This is a genomic window from Panacibacter ginsenosidivorans, from assembly GCF_007971225.1.
GTDB lineage: Bacteria > Bacteroidota > Bacteroidia > Chitinophagales > Chitinophagaceae > Panacibacter > Panacibacter ginsenosidivorans.
On sequence record NZ_CP042435.1, the window covers coordinates 3,747,536 to 3,767,063 of the forward strand.

A 19,528-nucleotide genomic window follows, 5' to 3' on the forward strand; every position below is an offset into this window, starting at 1 on the left:
AAAACTAAAGTACAAGAGTGCGACGCAACAGTTGATGCTATAAAATACAAAAGCCCGGATCAGAAATTTCTTAACTCTTCAAAGAGAATAGTTGTGCAGCCGCTTTCCTGGAGGGCAACCATGCGGCTAATACAGCAACCGTAAATACGGTAAACGCCACCAATAAAAAATCTGCAATGTGCATTTGTACAGGGTAATAATCTATAATAAAAGTATTGCCTCCCAGTTTAATTAAATGAAACTGCAGTTGCAATGTGCACACAAGAAATGCCAGCAACATGCCTGAAGTGCCGCCAACAATGGCCAGTACAAGACCTTCACTTAAAAAGATATTTTGAATGCGTGTATCATGTGCGCCCATTGCTTTAAGCACGGCAATATCTTTTTGCTTTTCCAGCACGAGCATGGTTAATGCACCGATCATATTAAATGCAGCTACCACCAATATCAAAGAAAGAATGCCGTATATCACCCATTTTTCTATTTGCATAATACTGAACAACCCCTGGTTTTGCTCGTATCTTGTTTGCACTTTCAGGTCTTTGCCAACAACCATTTCAAGTTGTTTCTTTACTTCATTTTCATCAACACCTGCTTTTAATAAAATATCGGTACCGCTGTATTCATTGGCGTTAAGATCAAGCATGTATTGCATAAACGGCAGGTTGGTAAATGCATACTTATCATCAAACTCCTGCTGAATAGCAAACACACCTGCCGTGGATACATTATAAGAATGCATGGCATCCATGTTGTTGAAGTTCGTGGCTTTCCTGTTGGGCAGGTAAACAACAAGATTAGAAAGTTTATCTTCAGGATCGGCACCTACGGCGTTACTGATTCCAGCACCAGCAACAATTGCTGGTTCATCTGTGTTGCCAAGTGCGTAAGCGCCTCTTTCAATATGGCCGCCAATATTGCTAACGGTTGAATAAGTTGCATCAACCCCTTTCAGATAAACAATAGTTTGATAATCGCCATTAACAAGCACTGCTTTTTCTTCTACAAAAAAACTCAGTTTATCAACACCGGGCACACTACCTAATTTCTTTGTTATATCAGGAGAGAAACTTGCAAATTTTCCTTTGACCGGTGTAATACGTATATCAGAGTAGAAATCGCTGTAAAGCCCTTTTACGATATCTTCAAAACCATTGAACACACTCAATACAATGATCAGCGCTGCTGTACCAACAGCAATAGCCAGCACGCTGATCCATGCAATGATATTAATTGCATTGGCAGATTTTTTAGATCTGAAATACCGCCATGCAAAAAGAAAATTCAAGCTTGAAAATTTTATTGAATAAATGAAAGGGAAGTTAGTATTTTTTTGGGGCCCGGCTTTTGTTCTTTAATCAGGTTGTCGTTGCGTCGCACTCTTGTGCATTTAAATCTTTACTCAACAATAAAGCACTTCACAAAATAAATCCGAAATCCGCAATCGCAAATCCGCAATCTTATGATACCTGTGTACTATCATCAACCACTGCGCCGGTCTCTACAGTTGAATGCATTTCGTGTTCTCTTTTTGGAAAAAACTTTTTCTGCCACAACAGTAAAACAATAACACCGGTAGAAATAGAAGCATCAGCAAGGTTAAATACCGGTCTGAAGAATTCAAAATCCTCACCGCCCCAGAAAGGAAACCACGACGGATATTTTGCATTTGTAATAACAGGAAAGTACAACATGTCTACTACTTTGCCATGTAGAAAGGCAGCATAACCACCACCATCAGGAAAAGCCTGCGCTATCAAATATGGTTCACTGTTGCTGAATATTAATCCGTAGAACATACTGTCAAGAAGATTGCCTAATGCACCGGCGTAAATAAGTGCGGCACAAACAATAAAACCGCGATGGTATTTTTTGCGGATGATGGTGCGCAGGTAAAATGTACCAAAAATTACTGCCACAAAACGGAAAAGCGTAAGAATGATCTTGCCCCAGTCGCCACCAAATTTCCAGCCCCAGGCCATACCTTCATTTTCTACAAAGTGCAGCCTGAACCAATCACCAAGTACAAGGTGTTCTTCACCAAGGTAATAAGTTGTCTTTATGTAAAGTTTAAGTAATTGGTCGGCCAGTAAAATGGCTATGATAATAAATGCTACATGCTTACCCTTCACGGTTTATAAAAATTTGCGGCAAAGATAAGGGAATTGGATACTGTGCATCAGAAGTTAACAAATGGTTTAATGGTCTTTAAATACGTTGGTAAAAAGAATAATATGCTTTTTACTAACCTTTAATTTACTATCTATGCATAAAGAATATTTTAACTATGAAACCCGTTCAATTCATTTTGATCTTTTGCCTTATTTCGTTTGTTTCCTGTGCACAGCAAACAAATATCGAGTATACAAAGATCGAACGCATGATACCCATGCGGGATGGCATAAAACTCTTTACCGCTATTTACATTCCAAAAAATGCATCAGAGAAATTACCTATTCTTATGGAACGCACACCATACTCCTGTGCGCCTTATGGAGAAAGTAATTACAGAAACAGGCTTGGGCCAAATGCTTTGTTTAAAAACGAACCTTACATATATGTGTACCAGGATGTACGTGGCCGCCACATGAGCGAAGGCGATTTTCAGGAAATGACACCAGCTATTGATAATAAGAAAAGTAATAAAGATGTGGATGAAAGCAGCGATACGTATGATACGGTAGATTGGCTGTTAAAAAATATTGACAACAATAATGGCAAAGTGGGCATTTATGGTATTTCTTACCCGGGATTTTATGCTACTGCTTCTCTGCCGAATGCCCATCCTGCTATCGTTGCTGTTTCTCCGCAGGCTCCTGTAACAGATGAATTTGAAGGAGACGATGCTTATCACCGTGGCGCATTTTACCTTATGGATAATTTTGATTTTATGAATTTTTTTGACTCACCAAGAAACTCCCCAAGAAAAGAAGATCCATTTATAAGCGATAAAATAAATATTGAAGATGCTTACCAGTTCTATCTTCAAATGGGTGCATTAAGCAACTACAACGCAAAGTATTTTGAAAATAAAAGCAAAATATGGAACGAATATCTTGAACACAATACCAATGACAGTTACTGGCAACAGCGAAACATTAGAACCCATCTTAAAAATATTAAACCCGCAACGCTTCTGGTAGGTGGTTTTTTTGATGCAGAAGATATGTTTGGTGCGTTAAACACTTACCAGGCTATTGAAAAGCAAAATACAGGTAACGATAATAAACTGGTAATGGGACCATGGACCCACGGTGCATGGGAAAGCAGCAACTGGAGCAAATTTGTTTCTTATGATTTCAGTAGTAATACCAGCACTTATTTTCAACAACTGGAATATGATTTTTTTAATTCTCATCTGAAGGGCAAAGGAGCATTTAATGCTGGTGAGGCCACTATTTTTTTTACCGGCAGTAATGAATGGAAAACATTTGCACAATGGCCTCCAAAAGAGGCTGTGCAAACAAAATGGTTTTTAAATGAGCAACATGGCCTTGCAATTAATACCACAGCAACTAAAGGTTTTGATGAATATACCTCTGACCCGGCTAACCCTGTACCTTACATTGATAAAAAGGCTGGCGAAAGATTGAGTGAATACATGGCAGCAGACCAGCGGTTTGCCACCAAAAGAAAGGATGTGCTTTATTATGAATCCCCGGTTTTGGAAAATGATATTACGCTGAGTGGCCCGCTTACAGCTAGTCTTTCTGTAAGTATGACAGGTACAGATGCTGACTTCATCATAAAGGTCATTGATGTTTTACCAGACACTGCGCAAACCCAGCAATTGGTAAGAGCAGAAGTATTACGTGGAAAATTCCGCAATAGCTTTGAAAAGCCTGAGCCATTTGAACCAAATAAAATAACGCCGGTTAAGCTGGTGTTGAATGATGTGGCCCATACTTTCAAGAAAGGACATAAAATAATGGTGCAGGTACAAAGCAGCTGGTTTCCCCTGGTGGACAGGAATCCACAGCAATTCATGAATATCCCGGCGGCAAAAGACAGCGATTTTAAAAAATCGGATATAAAAATTTATCATGACAGCCAGCATCCTTCTTATATTGAATGTCTTCAATTAAAGTAGCTGGAACAATTATATAAAGGGGATTTTATTGTGGAAAAGTGAACCGGAAGTACAAGCGTGCGACGCAAGAAAAGCTAAATAATAGTAATGCTGCATGGCCCATAAAAAAAGGAAAAAATAATTTGTTGAAAATCAGGTATTCTTTTTGGGAGGGTAAAATGCCCGACTAAGCGATTTTTTTTGCATTTTTGCAACAGGCACCATTTAAAAACAGGCATGAAGCAAACGATATATAATCAGTTAACCGAGAAAAAAAGAACAGGACGAAGGTCATTTACGGTGCTGATCGATCCCGATAAAGTTGACGGAACTAAAATTGACCAGCTGGTATCTTTGTCTATTGATGCCAAAGTCGATTACTTTTTTGTGGGTGGCAGTCTCGTTATTTCTAATTATCTCGACCAATGCATTCAACACATAAAGTCAGCCTGCAATATTCCCGTAATTCTTTTTCCGGGCGCACCTTCGCAGGTAAGTAAATATGCAGATGCTTTATTGTATCTTTCGCTTATCTCCGGACGCAACCCGGAATTGCTTATTGGTCAGCATGTAATAAGTGCGCCGTTTGTAAAGCAAAGTGGTCTTGAAATTATGCCAACCGGTTATATGGTAATTGATGGCGGCGCACCAACTACGGTGTCTTACATTTCCAATGCATCTCCTATACCTTCTGATAAAAATGAGATTGCCATGTGTACGGCTATGGCCGGTGAAATGCTTGGCATGAAATTAATTTACATGGATTCCGGCAGCGGTGCCAAAAGGTCCGTAACCGAAACCATGATAGAAAAAGTGGCTACCCATATAGAAGCTCCGCTAATCGTTGGTGGTGGCATTTCTGATCCAGAAAAGGCATACCGCAACTGCAAATCAGGTGCAGATATTATTGTAGTTGGCAATGCTATAGAAAAAGATACTTCGCTCATAAAAGAAATGAGTAATGCTGTGCATTCTGTTCCAGTCCTGATATAATTTTGGAGGAATTTTTTAAGTCAAACTATTGCACTGCTATTAAGCGTTGGTTGTGTCACTCACTTGTACGCTTTGTACATTATTCAGCAAGAGAAATCCGCACCTGCATGTATCAGAAACTTATCTTTGCACAGCAATCAGAATCGTATGCAACTCAACAGGTATATAGATCACACTATTTTAAAACCAACAACATTGGTAACCGATATTGAGCAATTGTGCAGCGAAGCAAAACAATATGATTTTGCTGCAGTTTGCGTGCCCCCACCTTTTGTGCAAAAAGCTAAACAGTTACTCGAAGGTTCAGATACAAAAACGGCAACAGTGATTGGCTTTCCATTTGGCTATTCAGCAATAGAAGCCAAGATAGCAGAGATTTTGCTGGCCATGGTTGATGGTGCAGATGAATTGGATATGGTCATCAACCTTATTGCACTAAAAAATAACGACTGGCAATATCTTGCAAATGAGATCAATCATATAATGCCGGTAGTAAAGCAAAAAAATAAAATAATCAAGATCATTATAGAATCCGGAGTACTCACAAATGACGAGATCATAAAGTGTTGTGATCTGTATGGCGCAGCAGGAATTGATTATTTGAAGACCTCAACAGGTTACGCAGAAAAAGGCGCTTCAGCAGATGCCGTTCAACTAATGAGGAAACATTTACCTGATCATGTAAAGATCAAGGCATCCGGCGGTATACGCACATACGATTTTGCCAGGCAATTAGTAGATGCAGGTGCCGAAAGATTGGGTTGCAGTGCAGGCGTTGCTATCATGCAGCAAACTGTTAATACTGATGCGGTGTATTAACACTGGCACTAATTTTTATAAGTGATGTATCAAATGAAATAATTATGACTCGAATAGTATTGCTTATTTACATACTTACTTTTTGCACTGGCTTTTTATATGCCAATGATACAGTTATTGTTCATAAAGATGCAAGACTTGATATTTTAAGTACTAAACAGGCTGCGGTAAATAAGCTCACCTCAAAGATGACCAGTAACGGTCAATATAAAGGATTTAGATTACAGGTATTGAATAGCCGTAGCAGAGACGATGCTTTTAAAATAAAAGCTCAACTATTGCAATTGTTTCCCGATCAAAAAACTTATGTACTATTTCAATCACCTTATTTCAAGGTTAGGATAGGCAATTTTATAGAGAAGTCGGAAGCCCTCTCATTCAAGAACCAATTGGCAAAAAAGTATCCGCAAAATGCTTATGTTGTGGAAGATATAATAGAATATACCCCGGAGGATGATGAAGATCCGGTGGCTAATTAAGCGAAACCGACAAGCTATGCTGAAAGAGAAAATAAAAGCACTTGCCTCTGATTATAACGCCTCTTTTATTGCTATCAGGCATCACCTGCACGCTCACCCTGAATTAAGCTACCAGGAGTTTCAAACATCGCTGTTTGTAAAACAAAAACTTACTGAGTTTGGTATCCCGTTTAAAGTGCTGGCTGTAACCGGCGTAGTTGGATTGATCGAAGGGAAAAACCCGGAAAGCCGGATAATAGCATTACGAGCCGACATGGATGCACTACCCATTAAAGAAGAAAATGAAGTATCTTATACGTCATTGAATGCAGGCGTTATGCACGCTTGTGGTCATGATGTACACACCACTTGTTTATTAGGAGCTGCAAAAATTCTGAATGAATTGAAAGATGAATGGGAGGGCACTGTAAAACTGATCTTTCAGCCTGGCGAAGAAAGAAATCCCGGCGGCGCCAGTATTATGATCGCAGAGGGGGTTTTGGAAAATCCTAAACCTTTTGGTATAGCCGCATTACATGTAAACCCTGCGCTGGAAACTGGCAACCTTAGTTTTCGATCGGGCCGGGTAATGGCAAGTGCCGATGAAATTTATATTACCATTAAAAGTAAGGGTGGTCATGCTGCGGCTCCTCATTTAACAGCCGATACGATCCTGATTGCTTCAAGTATTATAGTAAATCTGCAACAGATTATCAGCCGGAACAATAATCCCTTTTCTCCATCCGTGTTATCTATCTGTTCATTCCAGGGTGGAAATACAACAAATGTAATTCCCAGTGAGGTTAAACTGATGGGCACTTTCAGAGCGATGGATGAAACATGGCGATTTAAAGCACATGAACTTATAAAGCAGGAAGTGCTTGGTATCGCAACAGCAATGGGTGCAGAAGCAACTATTCATATTGATGTAGGTTATCCAACTGTTGATAATGATGAATCACTTACCAACGCTGCAAAAGCATTGGCATCAGTATATTTGGGCGCTTCATTTGTCTCAGAAACTGAGATGCGTATGGGAGCAGAAGATTTTGGATATTATACGCAAAGAATTCCGGGGTGCTTCTTTCGTCTTGGTGTGCGCAATGAAGAAATGGGTATTATTCATAATGTGCATACGCCTAAATTCAATATTGATGAGAATGCTATTGCGACAGGAGTGGGTATAATGGCATGGTTAGGAGCAACGTTAAACTTTTAAAGTAAACCCCGTGTCAGCCAATTCATGAATGTTATTTACATAAAAGTCAGGCTTCTAAAATTATGTTTTTTGCTGGTGTGGGCTTTGGCCTTCCCCTGTTTTTTGCATGCGCAGCAAAAGGCAATTGATAGTATCGCAGCACTCTTACAACAACATACCACAGAAGACTCTGTAAAAGTTGATCTTTTAAAAACACTTTCATCTTACTACCAGGCAGTGAATCTTAGCAAATCAGAATATTATGCTTTGCAAGCGCTGCAAACTGCAGAAAAAATAAAGGATAACAATGCCATCTGTCAATCATTATCTCAATTAGGCAGCGTATATTCCTGGCAGCGGGCATCAGCAAAAGCGCTTAATACTTATTTCAGGGAAAGGGAAATAGCTATAAAGATGAAAGATGAATATTGGCAGCAGGATGCTAATCTCGGGATCGGTTATGTATATGAACTTGAAAATGATTGGGACAAAGCATTAACCTATACAATGAAAGCATTGCCTTATGCTGAAAAATCTGATGAACCTTTTGTAAAAGCATTTGCATATACCAATCTTGGTTCTGAATACCTGGGTGTTAAAAATATCGACAAAGCGGAGTATTATTTGAAACTGGCCAGTAAATTATACTTTGACAATGATTACATAGATCAATATGCGAATAACGAAATAAATCTCGCTAAAGTTTTTGTAGCTACCAAACAATACGATTCTGCAAAATTTCACTTTAATAATGCTGACTCTATTTTCACAATATTAGATGAGCCTTACCAGGTGGCAGATGTATGTCAGCAAATAGGGGATATGTATGTGCAGCTTGGTAATTTTAAACAGGCAAAACAATATTATGACCGTACCATTGAAAATTATAATAAGAATGATGTAGCTGAAGCCGACTATGCGCTTGCAGTTATGGGTCTTGGTGTAGTGGCTTTATCAGAAAAAAAATATGATACTGCATCCAGTATCTTTCACAAAGAATTTTCAAAAGTTAAAGCAGCTAATATTGTAGAACAGCAATTGCATTATCTCAAATATATGGCAAAGGTAGATTCGGTTAAAGGCAATTACCTGGAGGCATATCAGCACATGCAGGAATATACAAACCTTAATGACAGCTTTAATAACGAGGAAAGGGCAAAGGCAGCGCAGCGCATGATTGTCGAGTTCGAAGTACAGAAAAAAGATAAAGAAAATGAACAGCTGAAAATTCAGAATGGATTGGAAAGACAGCGGGTTATAATCGTTGGTATAATGGGTATCATCCTGTTTATTGTGGGTATTTTTCTTGCATCTATGTACAGGCAAAAAATAATTGCGCTTGACTCGTTAAAAGAACAACAGGCTACCACTGAAGCAAAAAATAAAGAGCTTGCTGTAATTAATGCCATACGAGATAAGCTTCTCTCTATGATTGCACATGACGTACGTGCCCCGCTTACTTCACTGCAAAACACTTTATACCTTACACGTGAAAAGATCATCAATGAAGAAGAATTCGCTTATTTAAGCCAGATACTCGATAATGATATCCGCCATCTTATAAGCATGCTCGATAATACTTTGCTTTGGGCAAGAGAACAGATTCATGTATTGAACATAGACAAAGTAAAATTCAACCTGCATCATCTTTCAGAAGATGTGCTGGGCTTGTATAACCAATCGGTAAAAGATAAAGGCCTTGAAGTAAGCAATGAAATTCCTCCTGAACTTGAAGTAGTATCAGATCGTGAGATCATTCATACAGTATTCCGCAATCTTATTTCAAACGCTATTAAATTTACGCCTCCCGGAAAAAAGATATCTCTGCATGCCTATCCAATGCCAGGTGAAGTGATGGTGCATATACAAGATGAAGGCTCAGGCATTTCTTATGGCATCCTTGAAAAAATCAGCAGGAAAGAATTTATTTCTACACGCGGTACTAATAATGAAAAAGGAACCGGTTTAGGTTTAATGTTCAGTTACGATCTGCTGGCAAAACTCAATGAAAGCCTTACCATTAAAACAGAGCCCGATGAAGGTACAACCGTCATCTTCTCTATCACACCGCCGGAAGAGCCAAAGACTGTTTAGTATAATCAGGCTCTTTACACTAATTTGCGGCTTTTAATTACGAACAGTTGTATTTTTTACCGGGCATCAAAACAAATAGCATCGTCCCTTGCGTCGCACACTTGTACTGAAAAATATTTAGCAACAAGTAAAATGGCAAAAGTGAAAAATGAAATAGCGCAGTTATTTCACTTCTCACTTTGTCTATCATAGTTCCGAACGATGAAAGGATTACGGATTTATTTTTATTTTAGTATCTGTGAATTTCATTTGCGACGCAAGCCGATGCCACAAAGCACAACAGCCGGTAATTAAAATATTTCAATGTTTTGATTTTTGATTTTTTACTTTTTTAGCATGCAAAAAGATCTAAGAAAAGAACAGGCGCTGGAATATCACTCTACAGGAAGACCCGGAAAGATTGAAGTAGTGCCCACCAAAGAAGCCAAAACACAACGCGATCTTTCACTCGCATACAGCCCGGGTGTAGCAGAGCCCTGCAAAGAAATTTTTAAGGATAAAGAAGATGTTTATAAATACACAGCTAAAGGAAATCTTGTTGCTGTAATAACCAATGGTACCGCGGTTTTAGGTCTTGGTGATATCGGCCCTGAAGCAAGCAAACCTGTAATGGAAGGCAAAGGTGTATTATTCAAAATATTTGCAGATATAGATGTATTTGATATAGAGATAAATGAAAACGATCCGGAAAAATTTGTGCAGATTGTAAAGGCTTTAGAGCCAACATTCGGTGGCATCAATCTCGAAGACATTAAAGCGCCTGAATGTTTTTACATAGAAAAAAAGTTGCGGGAAGAATTACATATTCCTGTAATGCATGATGACCAGCATGGAACTGCCATCATTAGCTCTGCTGCATTACTTAATGCGCTTGAAGTACAAAAAAAGAAAATTGATAAAGTACATTTTGTAGTTAGCGGTGCAGGCGCTGCAGCAATGGCATGTGTACAATTGTATGTTGCGCTTGGTGCGAAGTATGAAAATTTTACGATGTTTGATAAAGATGGTGTGATACACAGAGGTCGCACCGATCTTGATGAAACAAAAATAAAATTCGCTGTTACAAAAGATGATATCACACTTGATAAAGCCATGAAAGACGCAGATGTTTTTCTTGGTTTAAGTGTTGGTAATATTCTTTCTCAGGATATGGTAAAAAGCATGGCGAAAAACCCTATTGTTTTTGCTATGGCAAACCCTGATCCTGAAATTGGTTATGAAGATGCGGTTGCTGCAAGAAAAGATATTGTTATGGCAACCGGCAGAAGCGATTATCCCAACCAGGTAAATAATGTGCTTGGGTTCCCTTATATCTTCCGAGGTGCATTGGATGTACGTGCAAGTCAAATTAATGAAGCTATGAAACTTGCTGCTGTAAGGGCTTTGGCAGATATGGCCAAAACTGCAGTGCCGGACATTGTTAACCTTGCCTACAATCAAAAGAACATGGTATTTGGCGCTGAGTATATTATTCCAAAACCACTTGACCCAAGATTGCTGGCAAGCATAGCACCTGCTGTTGCGAAAGCTGCTATTGAAAGTGGCGTTGCAAAAAACCCCATTACTGACTGGGAAAAGTACGTGGTTGATTTAAATAAGCGTCTGGGTCTTGATAACCAGGTTATGCGTGCCGTGGGCAGCAAAGCAAGACGTGATCCAAGACGCATTGTGTTTGTAGAAGCAGATAACCAGAAAATACTAAAAGCAGCCAGTATTATTTATGATGATGGTATTGCTTACCCTATTTTATTAGGAGATGAATTGAAAATAAGAAAGATCGCAGATGAAAATCAAATAGACCTTTCTGATATTCCTATTATCGATCCTAAGAGTGATGAGATGGAAGAGAAAAGAAATTTTTATGCTGAATTATTTTTTAAGAAACGTCAGCGTAAAGGCTTCAATTATTATGAAAGCAAGAAAATGATGCGTGACCGTACTTATTATGGCTGCATGATGGTGGAAACAGGTGATGCAGATGCAATGATCTCAGGGCTTACACGCAATTATGTAGATGCTATTAAACCTGCATTACAAATAATAGGCACAGAAGAAGGTGTAAAAAAAATTGCAGGTATGTATTTGTTGCTAACAAAGAAAGGTCCGTTGTTCTTGGCAGATACTACCGTAAACTTTAACCCAACAGCAGAAGAACTTGCAGACATAACTATTATGGTTGCAAGAGAAGTGCGCAACTTTAACATTGTGCCACGCATTGCCATGCTTAGCTATAGTAATTTCGGCAGCAGCGATTCCCCGGAAGCAAGGTTGGTGGCCGAAGCTACAAAGATTGTTAAGCAGCGAAACCCATCATTGATCGTTGATGGTGAAATGCAGGCATGGGTTCCTTTTAACAAAGAAATTCTAAAAGACAATTTCCCTTTTAGTGATCTTGTGGATGAAGATGTGAATGTGTTGATCTTCCCAAATCTTACTGCGGGTAATATTGCTTATAATCTGCTGAAAGAAGTTGGTGGTGCAGATGCTATTGGCCCGATATTGCTTGGTATAAAAAAACCGGTGCACGTACTGCAATTGGGAAGCAGTGTGCGCAGCATTATTAATATGGCTAATATTGCAGTAGTGGATGCACAGATAAAATGTCGTATAAATCCTGAAGAGGTAATTCAGCGTTCGCCGTGGTGGAAGCGGTTGAAGAAAAAGAAGAAATGATGTGCGGATGAGAGAATGTGCGGATGTGCGGATGATAAGAACATTTTGTAGCTGGCTTTTAGTTTTTTGGTCATCACCTGTTGTGTCACTCACTTATACGTTTTGAACAATAAGGAACAAAAGTTTACAGGTTCACCAGTTTATGTGTTTACATGTGTCCGGATCCCCGAAACCCGTGAACATGTAAACTTAAAACCAGTCGAAACCTTTGTTTCAGTACAAGAGTGCGACGCAACAGAAGCTTAATATTTATTCAACAGTTTGGTACATAAAAAATATTTATAGTGATAGGTTTATTTCTTAATCATCTTGGCAGGTTCCTACTCATGCTTAAAAGCATGTTTACCAAACCTGAAAATTTTAAAATGTATTGGAAAGAATTTATGCATCAATGTGTAGAGATTGGTGTAGGTTCTTTACCTATTGTTATTATCATTTCATTATTTCTTGGTGCGGTTACTACGGTGCAAACAGCGTATCAGCTGGTAAGCCCTTTGGTGCCGCAATCGACCATTGCACAAATAGTAAGAGACAGTGTGATACTCGAATTATCTCCAACCGTTGTAAGTATTGTACTGGCTGGTGTTGTGGGCAGTAAGATCGCCAGTGAGCTGGGCAATATGCGTACTACGGAACAGATAGATGCGCTGGAGATTATGGGTATCAATACACGCAGTTATCTTATTGCACCGAAGATCGTTGGTGCATTGGTAGTGGTGCCTTGTTTGGTTGTAATATCAGCTGTGCTTGCCATTTGGGGTGGACGTACCGCCGGCGATATGTCTGGCATACTTGCCACAGAAATTTTTGATAATGGTCTTCGTCAGAATCTTAATACTTATAATATTACGTTTGCTTTATACAAAGCTTATACGTTTGCTTTTATCATCAGCAGTATCCCTGCTTATTACGGCTATCATGTAAAAGGCGGTGCATTGGAGATTGGTCGTGCAAGTACAACAGCGGTCGTTGTAAGTTGTATTATGATACTGTTTGCAGATTATGTGCTTGCTGCTTTGTTCCTGTAATAACGGTTGGTGAATTGTGAGTGGTGAATAAATGAGTTACTGTAACGTTGTTTACACAACTATTCACTAATTACAACTTGTGTTTACATATCACTAATAATTTTCTTATAGCTTGTTATCACACCTTTTATTAGCGATGAACTGAAGCCCTGGTGCTCCATTTCGTTCAAACCTGCAATGGTGCAGCCTTTTGGCGTAGTTACTTTATCAATTTCCTGTTCCGGATGCGTATGTTTTATTAACAACAATTCTGCAGCACCTTTTACTGTTTGTGCTGCAATGAGTGAGGCGGTCTTTGCATCAAAACCTATTTCAATTCCACCCTGTATGTTTGCGCGGATATAACGCATGGCATAAGCAGTACCGCATGCACCAAGTACTGTTGCTGCATCCATCAATTTCTCTTCGATTAAAGCAGTTTTGCCAAGCTGGTCAAAAAGATCGGAAACAAATTTCGCCTGTTCATCAGTAGCATTGTGTTTGCAGATGCAGGTAATACTTTCCTGTATGGCAATAGCTGTATTTGGCATGGCGCGGAATAAAGTAAAATCTTTACCCACTATTTCCTGTAAGTCTTTTATCCAGATACCTGTAATAACGCTAACTAATGCATGACGCTTTGCATCAAGGTTTGGTTTTAATTGTTGTAAGATTTCTTTTACCTGGAAGGGTTTTACTGCAAGTATTATCCAGTCTGCAAACTGCACCGCTTCAGTATTATTGTTGCTAACTAATATACCTTTTTCTTCAAGTGATGCAAGTGTGCTGATATTTCTTTTGGTAACAATGATATGTTCAGCTTTTGTAAAGCCGCTGTTTATTAATCCTTCAGCTATTGCTGTGCCGAGATTGCCACCGCCAATGATGGCTATTTTTTTGCTCATGTTGATTGCTCTTAACTTGATTAATGAAAAGGGAAACAAATTTACCAAATCTTTCCTGCACTTAAATAATTACGCACATAATCATCAACGCCTGCTTCAAGCGAATAAAATGGTTCTGTATAACCTGCGTTGTGCAGTTTGTTCATATTTGCTTCTGTGAAGTATTGGTATTTATCCCGAATATCTAAAGGCATATCAACGAAAACGATATTTGGTTCTTTGTCTACTCCACGAAATGTTGAAGATGCAAGATCATAGAAACTGCGTGCTGTGCCGGTACCGAGATTAAACAAGCCATTCAGTTTTATTGACCATTGACCATTGACCATTGATTGCATCATCCAGCAAATAACTTTTACTACGTCCTTCACATAAACGAAGTCTCTAAGTTGCTCCCCGTCTTTAAAATCGGAACGATGGCTTTTAAATAACTTTACTACACCATCCTTATTGATTTGATTGAATGAATGAAAGATCACACTTGCCATTCGGGCTTTATGATATTCATTTGGTCCGTACACATTGAAAAACTTTAACCCGGTCCAGGATGGTGGTGTTACTGTTTGTTGTAGTGCCCATTTGTCAAATTCATTTTTGCTAACGCCGTATGGATTGAGCGGTTTTAATTTTTCAACCACATCATGATCGTCATTATATCCTAATTCTCCTGCGCCGTATGTTGCAGCAGATGAGGCGTAGATCAATGGTACATTATGTTTGGTGCAATAGTTCCATACATTTTGCGAATACTCAACATTCAACTCCTGGTGAATAGCATAATCAAATTCTGTAGTATCTGTTCTTGCGCCAAGGTGAATAACAATATCAACTGTTGGTTGATGTAATTCAAGCCAGTCAAATAAATTATAGCGCTCTACAACATGCGCATAGTTTTTCTTTTCCCAGTTCTTTCTTTTTTCTTCTACACCAAAATCATCAACAATTACAAGATTGGTATAACCTTGTTCATTTAAATATTGCACCATGCAACTGCCGATAAAACCTGCTGCACCGGTAACGACGATATAACCTTTTTCCATTGATACAAAGATAATAGGAGATGTTTATTTGTAGCAAAAAGGTCATAAAGTACAAGTGTGCGACGCAACCAAAGTTTAATAGGTGAATAATGGCTGGGTCCAAAAAAAGCCCCGAGGAATTGCAGGGCTTTTATAAATAAGAAATTATCAGGCATTCAATATCTTCTCAATTGCCGTATCATATTTCTCTTTCCAGGCAGCGATATTACCCCAGCTTTCGCCGTTTACTTTTATTTCGCCGTTTGTTACTGTTCCAAGAATTGTGACAGGAATATTGTTGGCAGCCGCTTTATGTTTTATGTTTTCAGCGTTTTGTTTGGAGCAGGTAATAACAACGCGGCTCTGCGCTTCGCCAAACCAGAATGCATCTTTTCGAATATCGAAATCTGCATGTACATCGAAACCAAGGTTTCGGTTGAAACCTTTCTCAAGCAGTGTTACAGCCAATCCGCCTTCGCTGATGTCATGTGCACTATTGATCAATTTTTCATGAATGATCGATGCAACAAATTTCTGCACTGCAAATTCTTCATCCAGTTCGAAATGCGGAGCAGGAGAATATTCAACGCCTTTCAGTTTGTGCAAATATTCTGATGAAGCAATATCATTTTGTTGTTCGCCAATCAATATAATTACATCTCCTGTTGTTTTATAATCAAGTGTCATACGATTATAGAAATCATCTAATACACCTACCATTCCAATGGTTGGTGTTGGATACACCGCACCTTCAGGATGCTGATTATAGAAACTTACGTTACCACCAGTAACAGGCGTGTTGAATTTGCGAGAAGCATCGCCCATACCTGTTACAGCTTTTACAAATTGATAATACACTTCAGGATTATAAGGATTGCCAAAGTTGAGACAGTTGGTAACACCGATCGGTTCACCTCCACTGCAAACAATATTGCGTGCAGCTTCTGCAACGGCTATCATGCCACCTTTGTAAGGATCTGCAAAAACATACTTACTGTTACAGTCTGTTGTTACAGCCAAAGCTTTGCCCGTGCCTTTTGCAAGAACAATCGCTGCATCGCTTGGTGCATTGGTGCTGGTGTTTGCGGCGCCAACAGTGCTATCGTACTGAACCGTAACCCAACGTTTGTTGGCAATGTTTGGTATTTGTATTATCTGTTCTGCGACAGCTTTGATATCTGTAATATCTTCAATGCTGTTCTGATCAAACGCTTTTATTGCTGCAAAATATTTTGGCTCTGTATATTCTCTTATGTATTGAGGTGCACCACCACCAAGCACTAATTCATATGCAGGAACTGATGCCTCTAATTCTCCGTGCATATAAAAATTGAGAATGCCATCGCCTGTCACTTCACCAATTTCGCTACAAGGGAGATCCCACTTATCGAATACTTTTAATACGGCTTCTTCTTTGCCTTTTTCAACCACGATAAGCATGCGTTCCTGGCTTTCGCTTAACAGCAGTTCCCATGCTTTCATATTTTTCTGACGCGTAGGCACTTTGTCCAAATCTATACGCATACCCACTTTGCCTTTTGCACTCATTTCCGCGGTGGAGCAAATAATGCCCGCTGCACCCATATCCTGCATGCCTACTACGGCGCCTGTATCAATCACTTCAAGACATGCTTCCAATAATTTCTTTTCCTGGAAAGGGTCACCAACCTGAACGGCTGGTAATTCTTCGGTACTTTCTTCTGTGATGTTTGCAGATGCAAATGATGCACCGCCAATTCCATCTTTACCTGTTGCGCTACCTACAAAGAATACAGGGTTGCCAATACCTTCTGCAGTTGCAGAAATAGTTTTACCCACTTTTACAATACCAACACTCATGGCGTTTACGAGTGGATTGGTATGATAACATTCTTCAAAATAAATTTCACCACCAACGGTTGGTACACCAAAGCAGTTACCATAGTGACCGATGCCTTTTACCACGCCGCTTAATAAGCGCTGCGTTTTTTTATCTTTTATATTACCGAAACGCAGACTGTTTAATGATGCAATTGGTCTTGCGCCCATGGTAAAAATATCACGCTGAATACCGCCCACGCCTGTAGCTGCACCCTGGAAAGGTTCAATAGCGCTTGGGTGGTTGTGGCTTTCGATCTTAAACACCACGCCCCATCCCCCGCCCATATCCATTAAGCCGGCGTTCTCTTCACCAGCGGCAACAAGCATTCTGCCACCATCACGTGGTAAAGTTTTCAGCCATTTGATGGAGTTTTTGTAGCTGCAATGTTCACTCCACATGGCGCTGAACGTACACAGTTCGGTAAAGTTTGGTGTGCGCCCAAGTTTTTGCTTAATCAGTTCAAATTCTTCTGCGGTTAACCGAAGTTCTTCGGCGGTCTTAACGGTAACTTCCATTTTTTTATAGTTTCCAGTTTCCGGTTATTCGTTCCCGGTAGATTTTTTGTGATACCAGCTTTTAGGATGTATGGCATCTTCGTTGCGTCGCAATCAATTCATCTATTGAATATGAATTGATCAAACGCATATTTTTTACGCGGCAAAGGTAAGGAAGTGATGGAAGGCTGCAAGGTGGAAAATGTTATATGATTATGCACAGGAACTATAATAAACAACTTCTTTCTAAAAGTAGTTATTACATTTATGTACAACTCAATTTATATGCGCTTAAAGAACATTATAATATTTTTTTGCTTATGCACTCTTTTACAAATGCTTTCCTGTAAAGAAATTAATAGCTCGGAATGTTTTGCGGATGCTGATAGATTTCAGAACGCTTATAATTATCCAGACCTTCAAAACAGAAAGGATACTGACATTTTATTTTATCCAATAAAAGATTCTGTATCTCAACGAGATTCTTTTTTTGATGTGACTTATGGAATGAATTATTTAAAAAAACTCAATGAACAGAATCTTAGCCTTCGATTTGTTGGTATGGAAACATTTAGGTTTATACATGATCCACAAGTAAATATTACTTTCAATAAAAACGAAATGATTATCAAAACGTTTAAAAGCGGAAATATTAGTCCGGTGTTGAACCAAAGAAAACTGGATAGTTTCGAAGCAGGGGAATATAGATTTTTTAAAAAGTTTTATTTCAGAGATATAGGGACACTTTCTCCTGCCCAAAAAGAATATTATGATTCAATGATAAAAGTACACCCTGAATTACTGTCTATTCAATTGTATAAAAAGCTTTATGATATAGCACTTGATTATGATTCTGCAAAATTCGAGTATGAAACTAAAGTCATTAAGTTAAGTTCAAAACAATATTGTTCTTTAGTTGATTCACTAAACAAAACAGATTTTTGGAAATTGCCGTGGAAAATAGAAGCCCCGGACGTAACTATGGATGGCGGTGGTTATTGTTTTGAAGCAAACACTAAGAATAAATACAAAATTTTTCTTTGCTACCGATCGCGGAGTGATAATATTAAAATGACAGGATTTTGTAAATACTTACTTGAGTTTGCAGGGTTAGATGATAAAATACATTTATAGTTCTTCTCCAGCTCAATAGCCAATCCAACCGTACAAGAGTGCGACGCAACGAATGCCCAATGCTTATTCTATCGCTTAGTACAAAAAATTAACTCACCAAAGTACCAACGTGTTTGCCTTCTACCACATCCATTAAATTGCCGGGTTTGTTCATGTCGAAAACAATGATAGGGAGTTTGTTTTCCATACAAAGCGTAAAGGCAGTCATGTCCATTACTTTCAGGTTTTTCATGATGCATTCCTGGTAAGTAATATGGTCGTACTTGGTTGCGGTGGGATCTTTTTCGGGATCGGCTGTGTAAATGCCATCCACACGTGTGCCTTTAAGAATTACGTCGGCCTTTATTTCGATGGCACGGAGAGAACCTGCGGTATCTGTAGTGAAATATGGATTGCCGGTGCCTGCTCCAAAAATTACTACGCGACCTTTTTCAAGATGGCGCATGGCGCGGCGGCGGATATATGGCTCGGCAACCTGCTCCATTTTAATGGCACTTTGCAAACGTGTTTTTACGCCAACCTTTTCTAGCATTGCCTGCAGTGCCATGCCGTTGATCATAGTGGCGAGCATACCCATATAATCTCCGTGTGCACGTTCAATACCTGTTTCGCTTTCATTAAGACCACGGTAAATATTGCCACCGCCTATTACAAGCGCTACTTCTACACCAAGGTCAGTAATGCCTTTAATATCTCTTGCATATTGTTCTATGATCTGTGGATCGAATGGGTCTGCAGTTTGGGAACTAAGGCTTTCACCGGATAATTTTAAAAGAATGCGCTTGTACTTTAAAGACATAAGTA

Annotated in this window: 15 protein-coding genes; 9 read left to right on the top strand and 6 right to left on the bottom strand. The window is 39.1% G+C overall.

Going from position 1 to position 19,528, the window contains the following annotated elements:
* Nucleotides 1-70 precede the first annotated feature (70 nt).
* Entirely contained in the window at nt 71-1,288 is a 1,218-nt protein-coding gene (locus FRZ67_RS15700; protein WP_147190945.1) for an FtsX-like permease family protein, read from the bottom strand.
* A 172-nt stretch (nt 1,289-1,460) separates the two neighbouring features.
* Nucleotides 1,461-2,132: a lipoprotein signal peptidase gene (locus FRZ67_RS15705; protein ID WP_192903877.1), complete on the bottom strand. Its 672-nt coding sequence runs from the start codon at nt 2,130-2,132 to the stop codon at nt 1,461-1,463.
* A gap of 155 nt (nt 2,133-2,287) precedes the next feature.
* Here FRZ67_RS15705 and FRZ67_RS15710 point away from each other — a divergent pair, with 155 nt between their 5' ends.
* The 8 genes from FRZ67_RS15710 (at nt 2,288) to FRZ67_RS15745 (ending at nt 13,332) form a co-directional block, all read left to right on the top strand.
* On the top strand, nt 2,288-4,090 hold the full coding sequence (locus tag FRZ67_RS15710) for a CocE/NonD family hydrolase (protein WP_147190947.1): 1,803 nt from the start codon (nt 2,288-2,290) through the stop codon (nt 4,088-4,090).
* A gap of 216 nt (nt 4,091-4,306) precedes the next feature.
* Nucleotides 4,307-5,062: a phosphoglycerol geranylgeranyltransferase gene (locus FRZ67_RS15715; RefSeq protein WP_147190948.1), complete on the top strand. Its 756-nt coding sequence runs from the start codon at nt 4,307-4,309 to the stop codon at nt 5,060-5,062.
* Between the two features lie 147 nt (nt 5,063-5,209).
* Nucleotides 5,210-5,881, top strand: coding sequence for a deoxyribose-phosphate aldolase (deoC, locus tag FRZ67_RS15720; protein ID WP_147190950.1), 672 nt, complete (start codon nt 5,210-5,212; stop codon nt 5,879-5,881).
* 44 nt (nt 5,882-5,925) lie between these two features.
* Nucleotides 5,926-6,360: an SPOR domain-containing protein gene (locus tag FRZ67_RS15725; RefSeq protein ID WP_147190952.1), complete on the top strand. Its 435-nt coding sequence runs from the start codon at nt 5,926-5,928 to the stop codon at nt 6,358-6,360.
* A gap of 16 nt (nt 6,361-6,376) precedes the next feature.
* Complete coding sequence (locus FRZ67_RS15730; protein WP_147190954.1) at nt 6,377-7,558, top strand: M20 metallopeptidase family protein; 1,182 nt, start codon at nt 6,377-6,379, stop codon at nt 7,556-7,558.
* A gap of 24 nt (nt 7,559-7,582) precedes the next feature.
* Nucleotides 7,583-9,631 (top strand): tetratricopeptide repeat-containing sensor histidine kinase, encoded by a 2,049-nt coding sequence (locus FRZ67_RS15735; protein WP_147190956.1) that lies wholly within the window; start codon nt 7,583-7,585, stop codon nt 9,629-9,631.
* Between the two features lie 336 nt (nt 9,632-9,967).
* The gene (locus FRZ67_RS15740) at nt 9,968-12,304 is read left to right on the top strand and encodes an NADP-dependent malic enzyme (protein ID WP_147190958.1); all 2,337 of its coding nucleotides are present in this window, start codon (nt 9,968-9,970) and stop codon (nt 12,302-12,304) included.
* 284 nt (nt 12,305-12,588) lie between these two features.
* Entirely contained in the window at nt 12,589-13,332 is a 744-nt protein-coding gene (locus FRZ67_RS15745; protein WP_225975365.1) for an MlaE family ABC transporter permease, read from the top strand.
* 83 nt (nt 13,333-13,415) lie between these two features.
* Here FRZ67_RS15745 and proC read toward each other — a convergent pair whose 3' ends face one another.
* From proC to purL, 3 genes are all read right to left on the bottom strand, one after another.
* The gene (gene proC / locus FRZ67_RS15750; RefSeq protein ID WP_147190959.1) at nt 13,416-14,216 is read right to left on the bottom strand and encodes a pyrroline-5-carboxylate reductase; all 801 of its coding nucleotides are present in this window, start codon (nt 14,214-14,216) and stop codon (nt 13,416-13,418) included.
* 41 nt (nt 14,217-14,257) lie between these two features.
* Nucleotides 14,258-15,256, bottom strand: coding sequence for an ADP-glyceromanno-heptose 6-epimerase (gene rfaD / locus FRZ67_RS15755; protein ID WP_147190961.1), 999 nt, complete (start codon nt 15,254-15,256; stop codon nt 14,258-14,260).
* 147 nt (nt 15,257-15,403) lie between these two features.
* Nucleotides 15,404-17,611, bottom strand: coding sequence for a phosphoribosylformylglycinamidine synthase subunit PurL (gene purL, locus FRZ67_RS15760; RefSeq protein WP_147190963.1), 2,208 nt, complete (start codon nt 17,609-17,611; stop codon nt 15,404-15,406).
* Nucleotides 17,612-17,875: 264 nt separating this feature from the next.
* Between purL and FRZ67_RS15765 the strand changes: the two genes are divergently transcribed.
* Nucleotides 17,876-18,724: a hypothetical protein gene (locus tag FRZ67_RS15765; protein WP_147190965.1), complete on the top strand. Its 849-nt coding sequence runs from the start codon at nt 17,876-17,878 to the stop codon at nt 18,722-18,724.
* An 88-nt stretch (nt 18,725-18,812) separates the two neighbouring features.
* Here the strand turns inward: FRZ67_RS15765 and pyrH are convergent, their stop codons facing one another.
* Entirely contained in the window at nt 18,813-19,523 is a 711-nt protein-coding gene (gene pyrH, locus FRZ67_RS15770; RefSeq protein ID WP_147190967.1) for a UMP kinase, read from the bottom strand.
* Between the last annotated feature and the right edge of the window lie 5 nt (nt 19,524-19,528).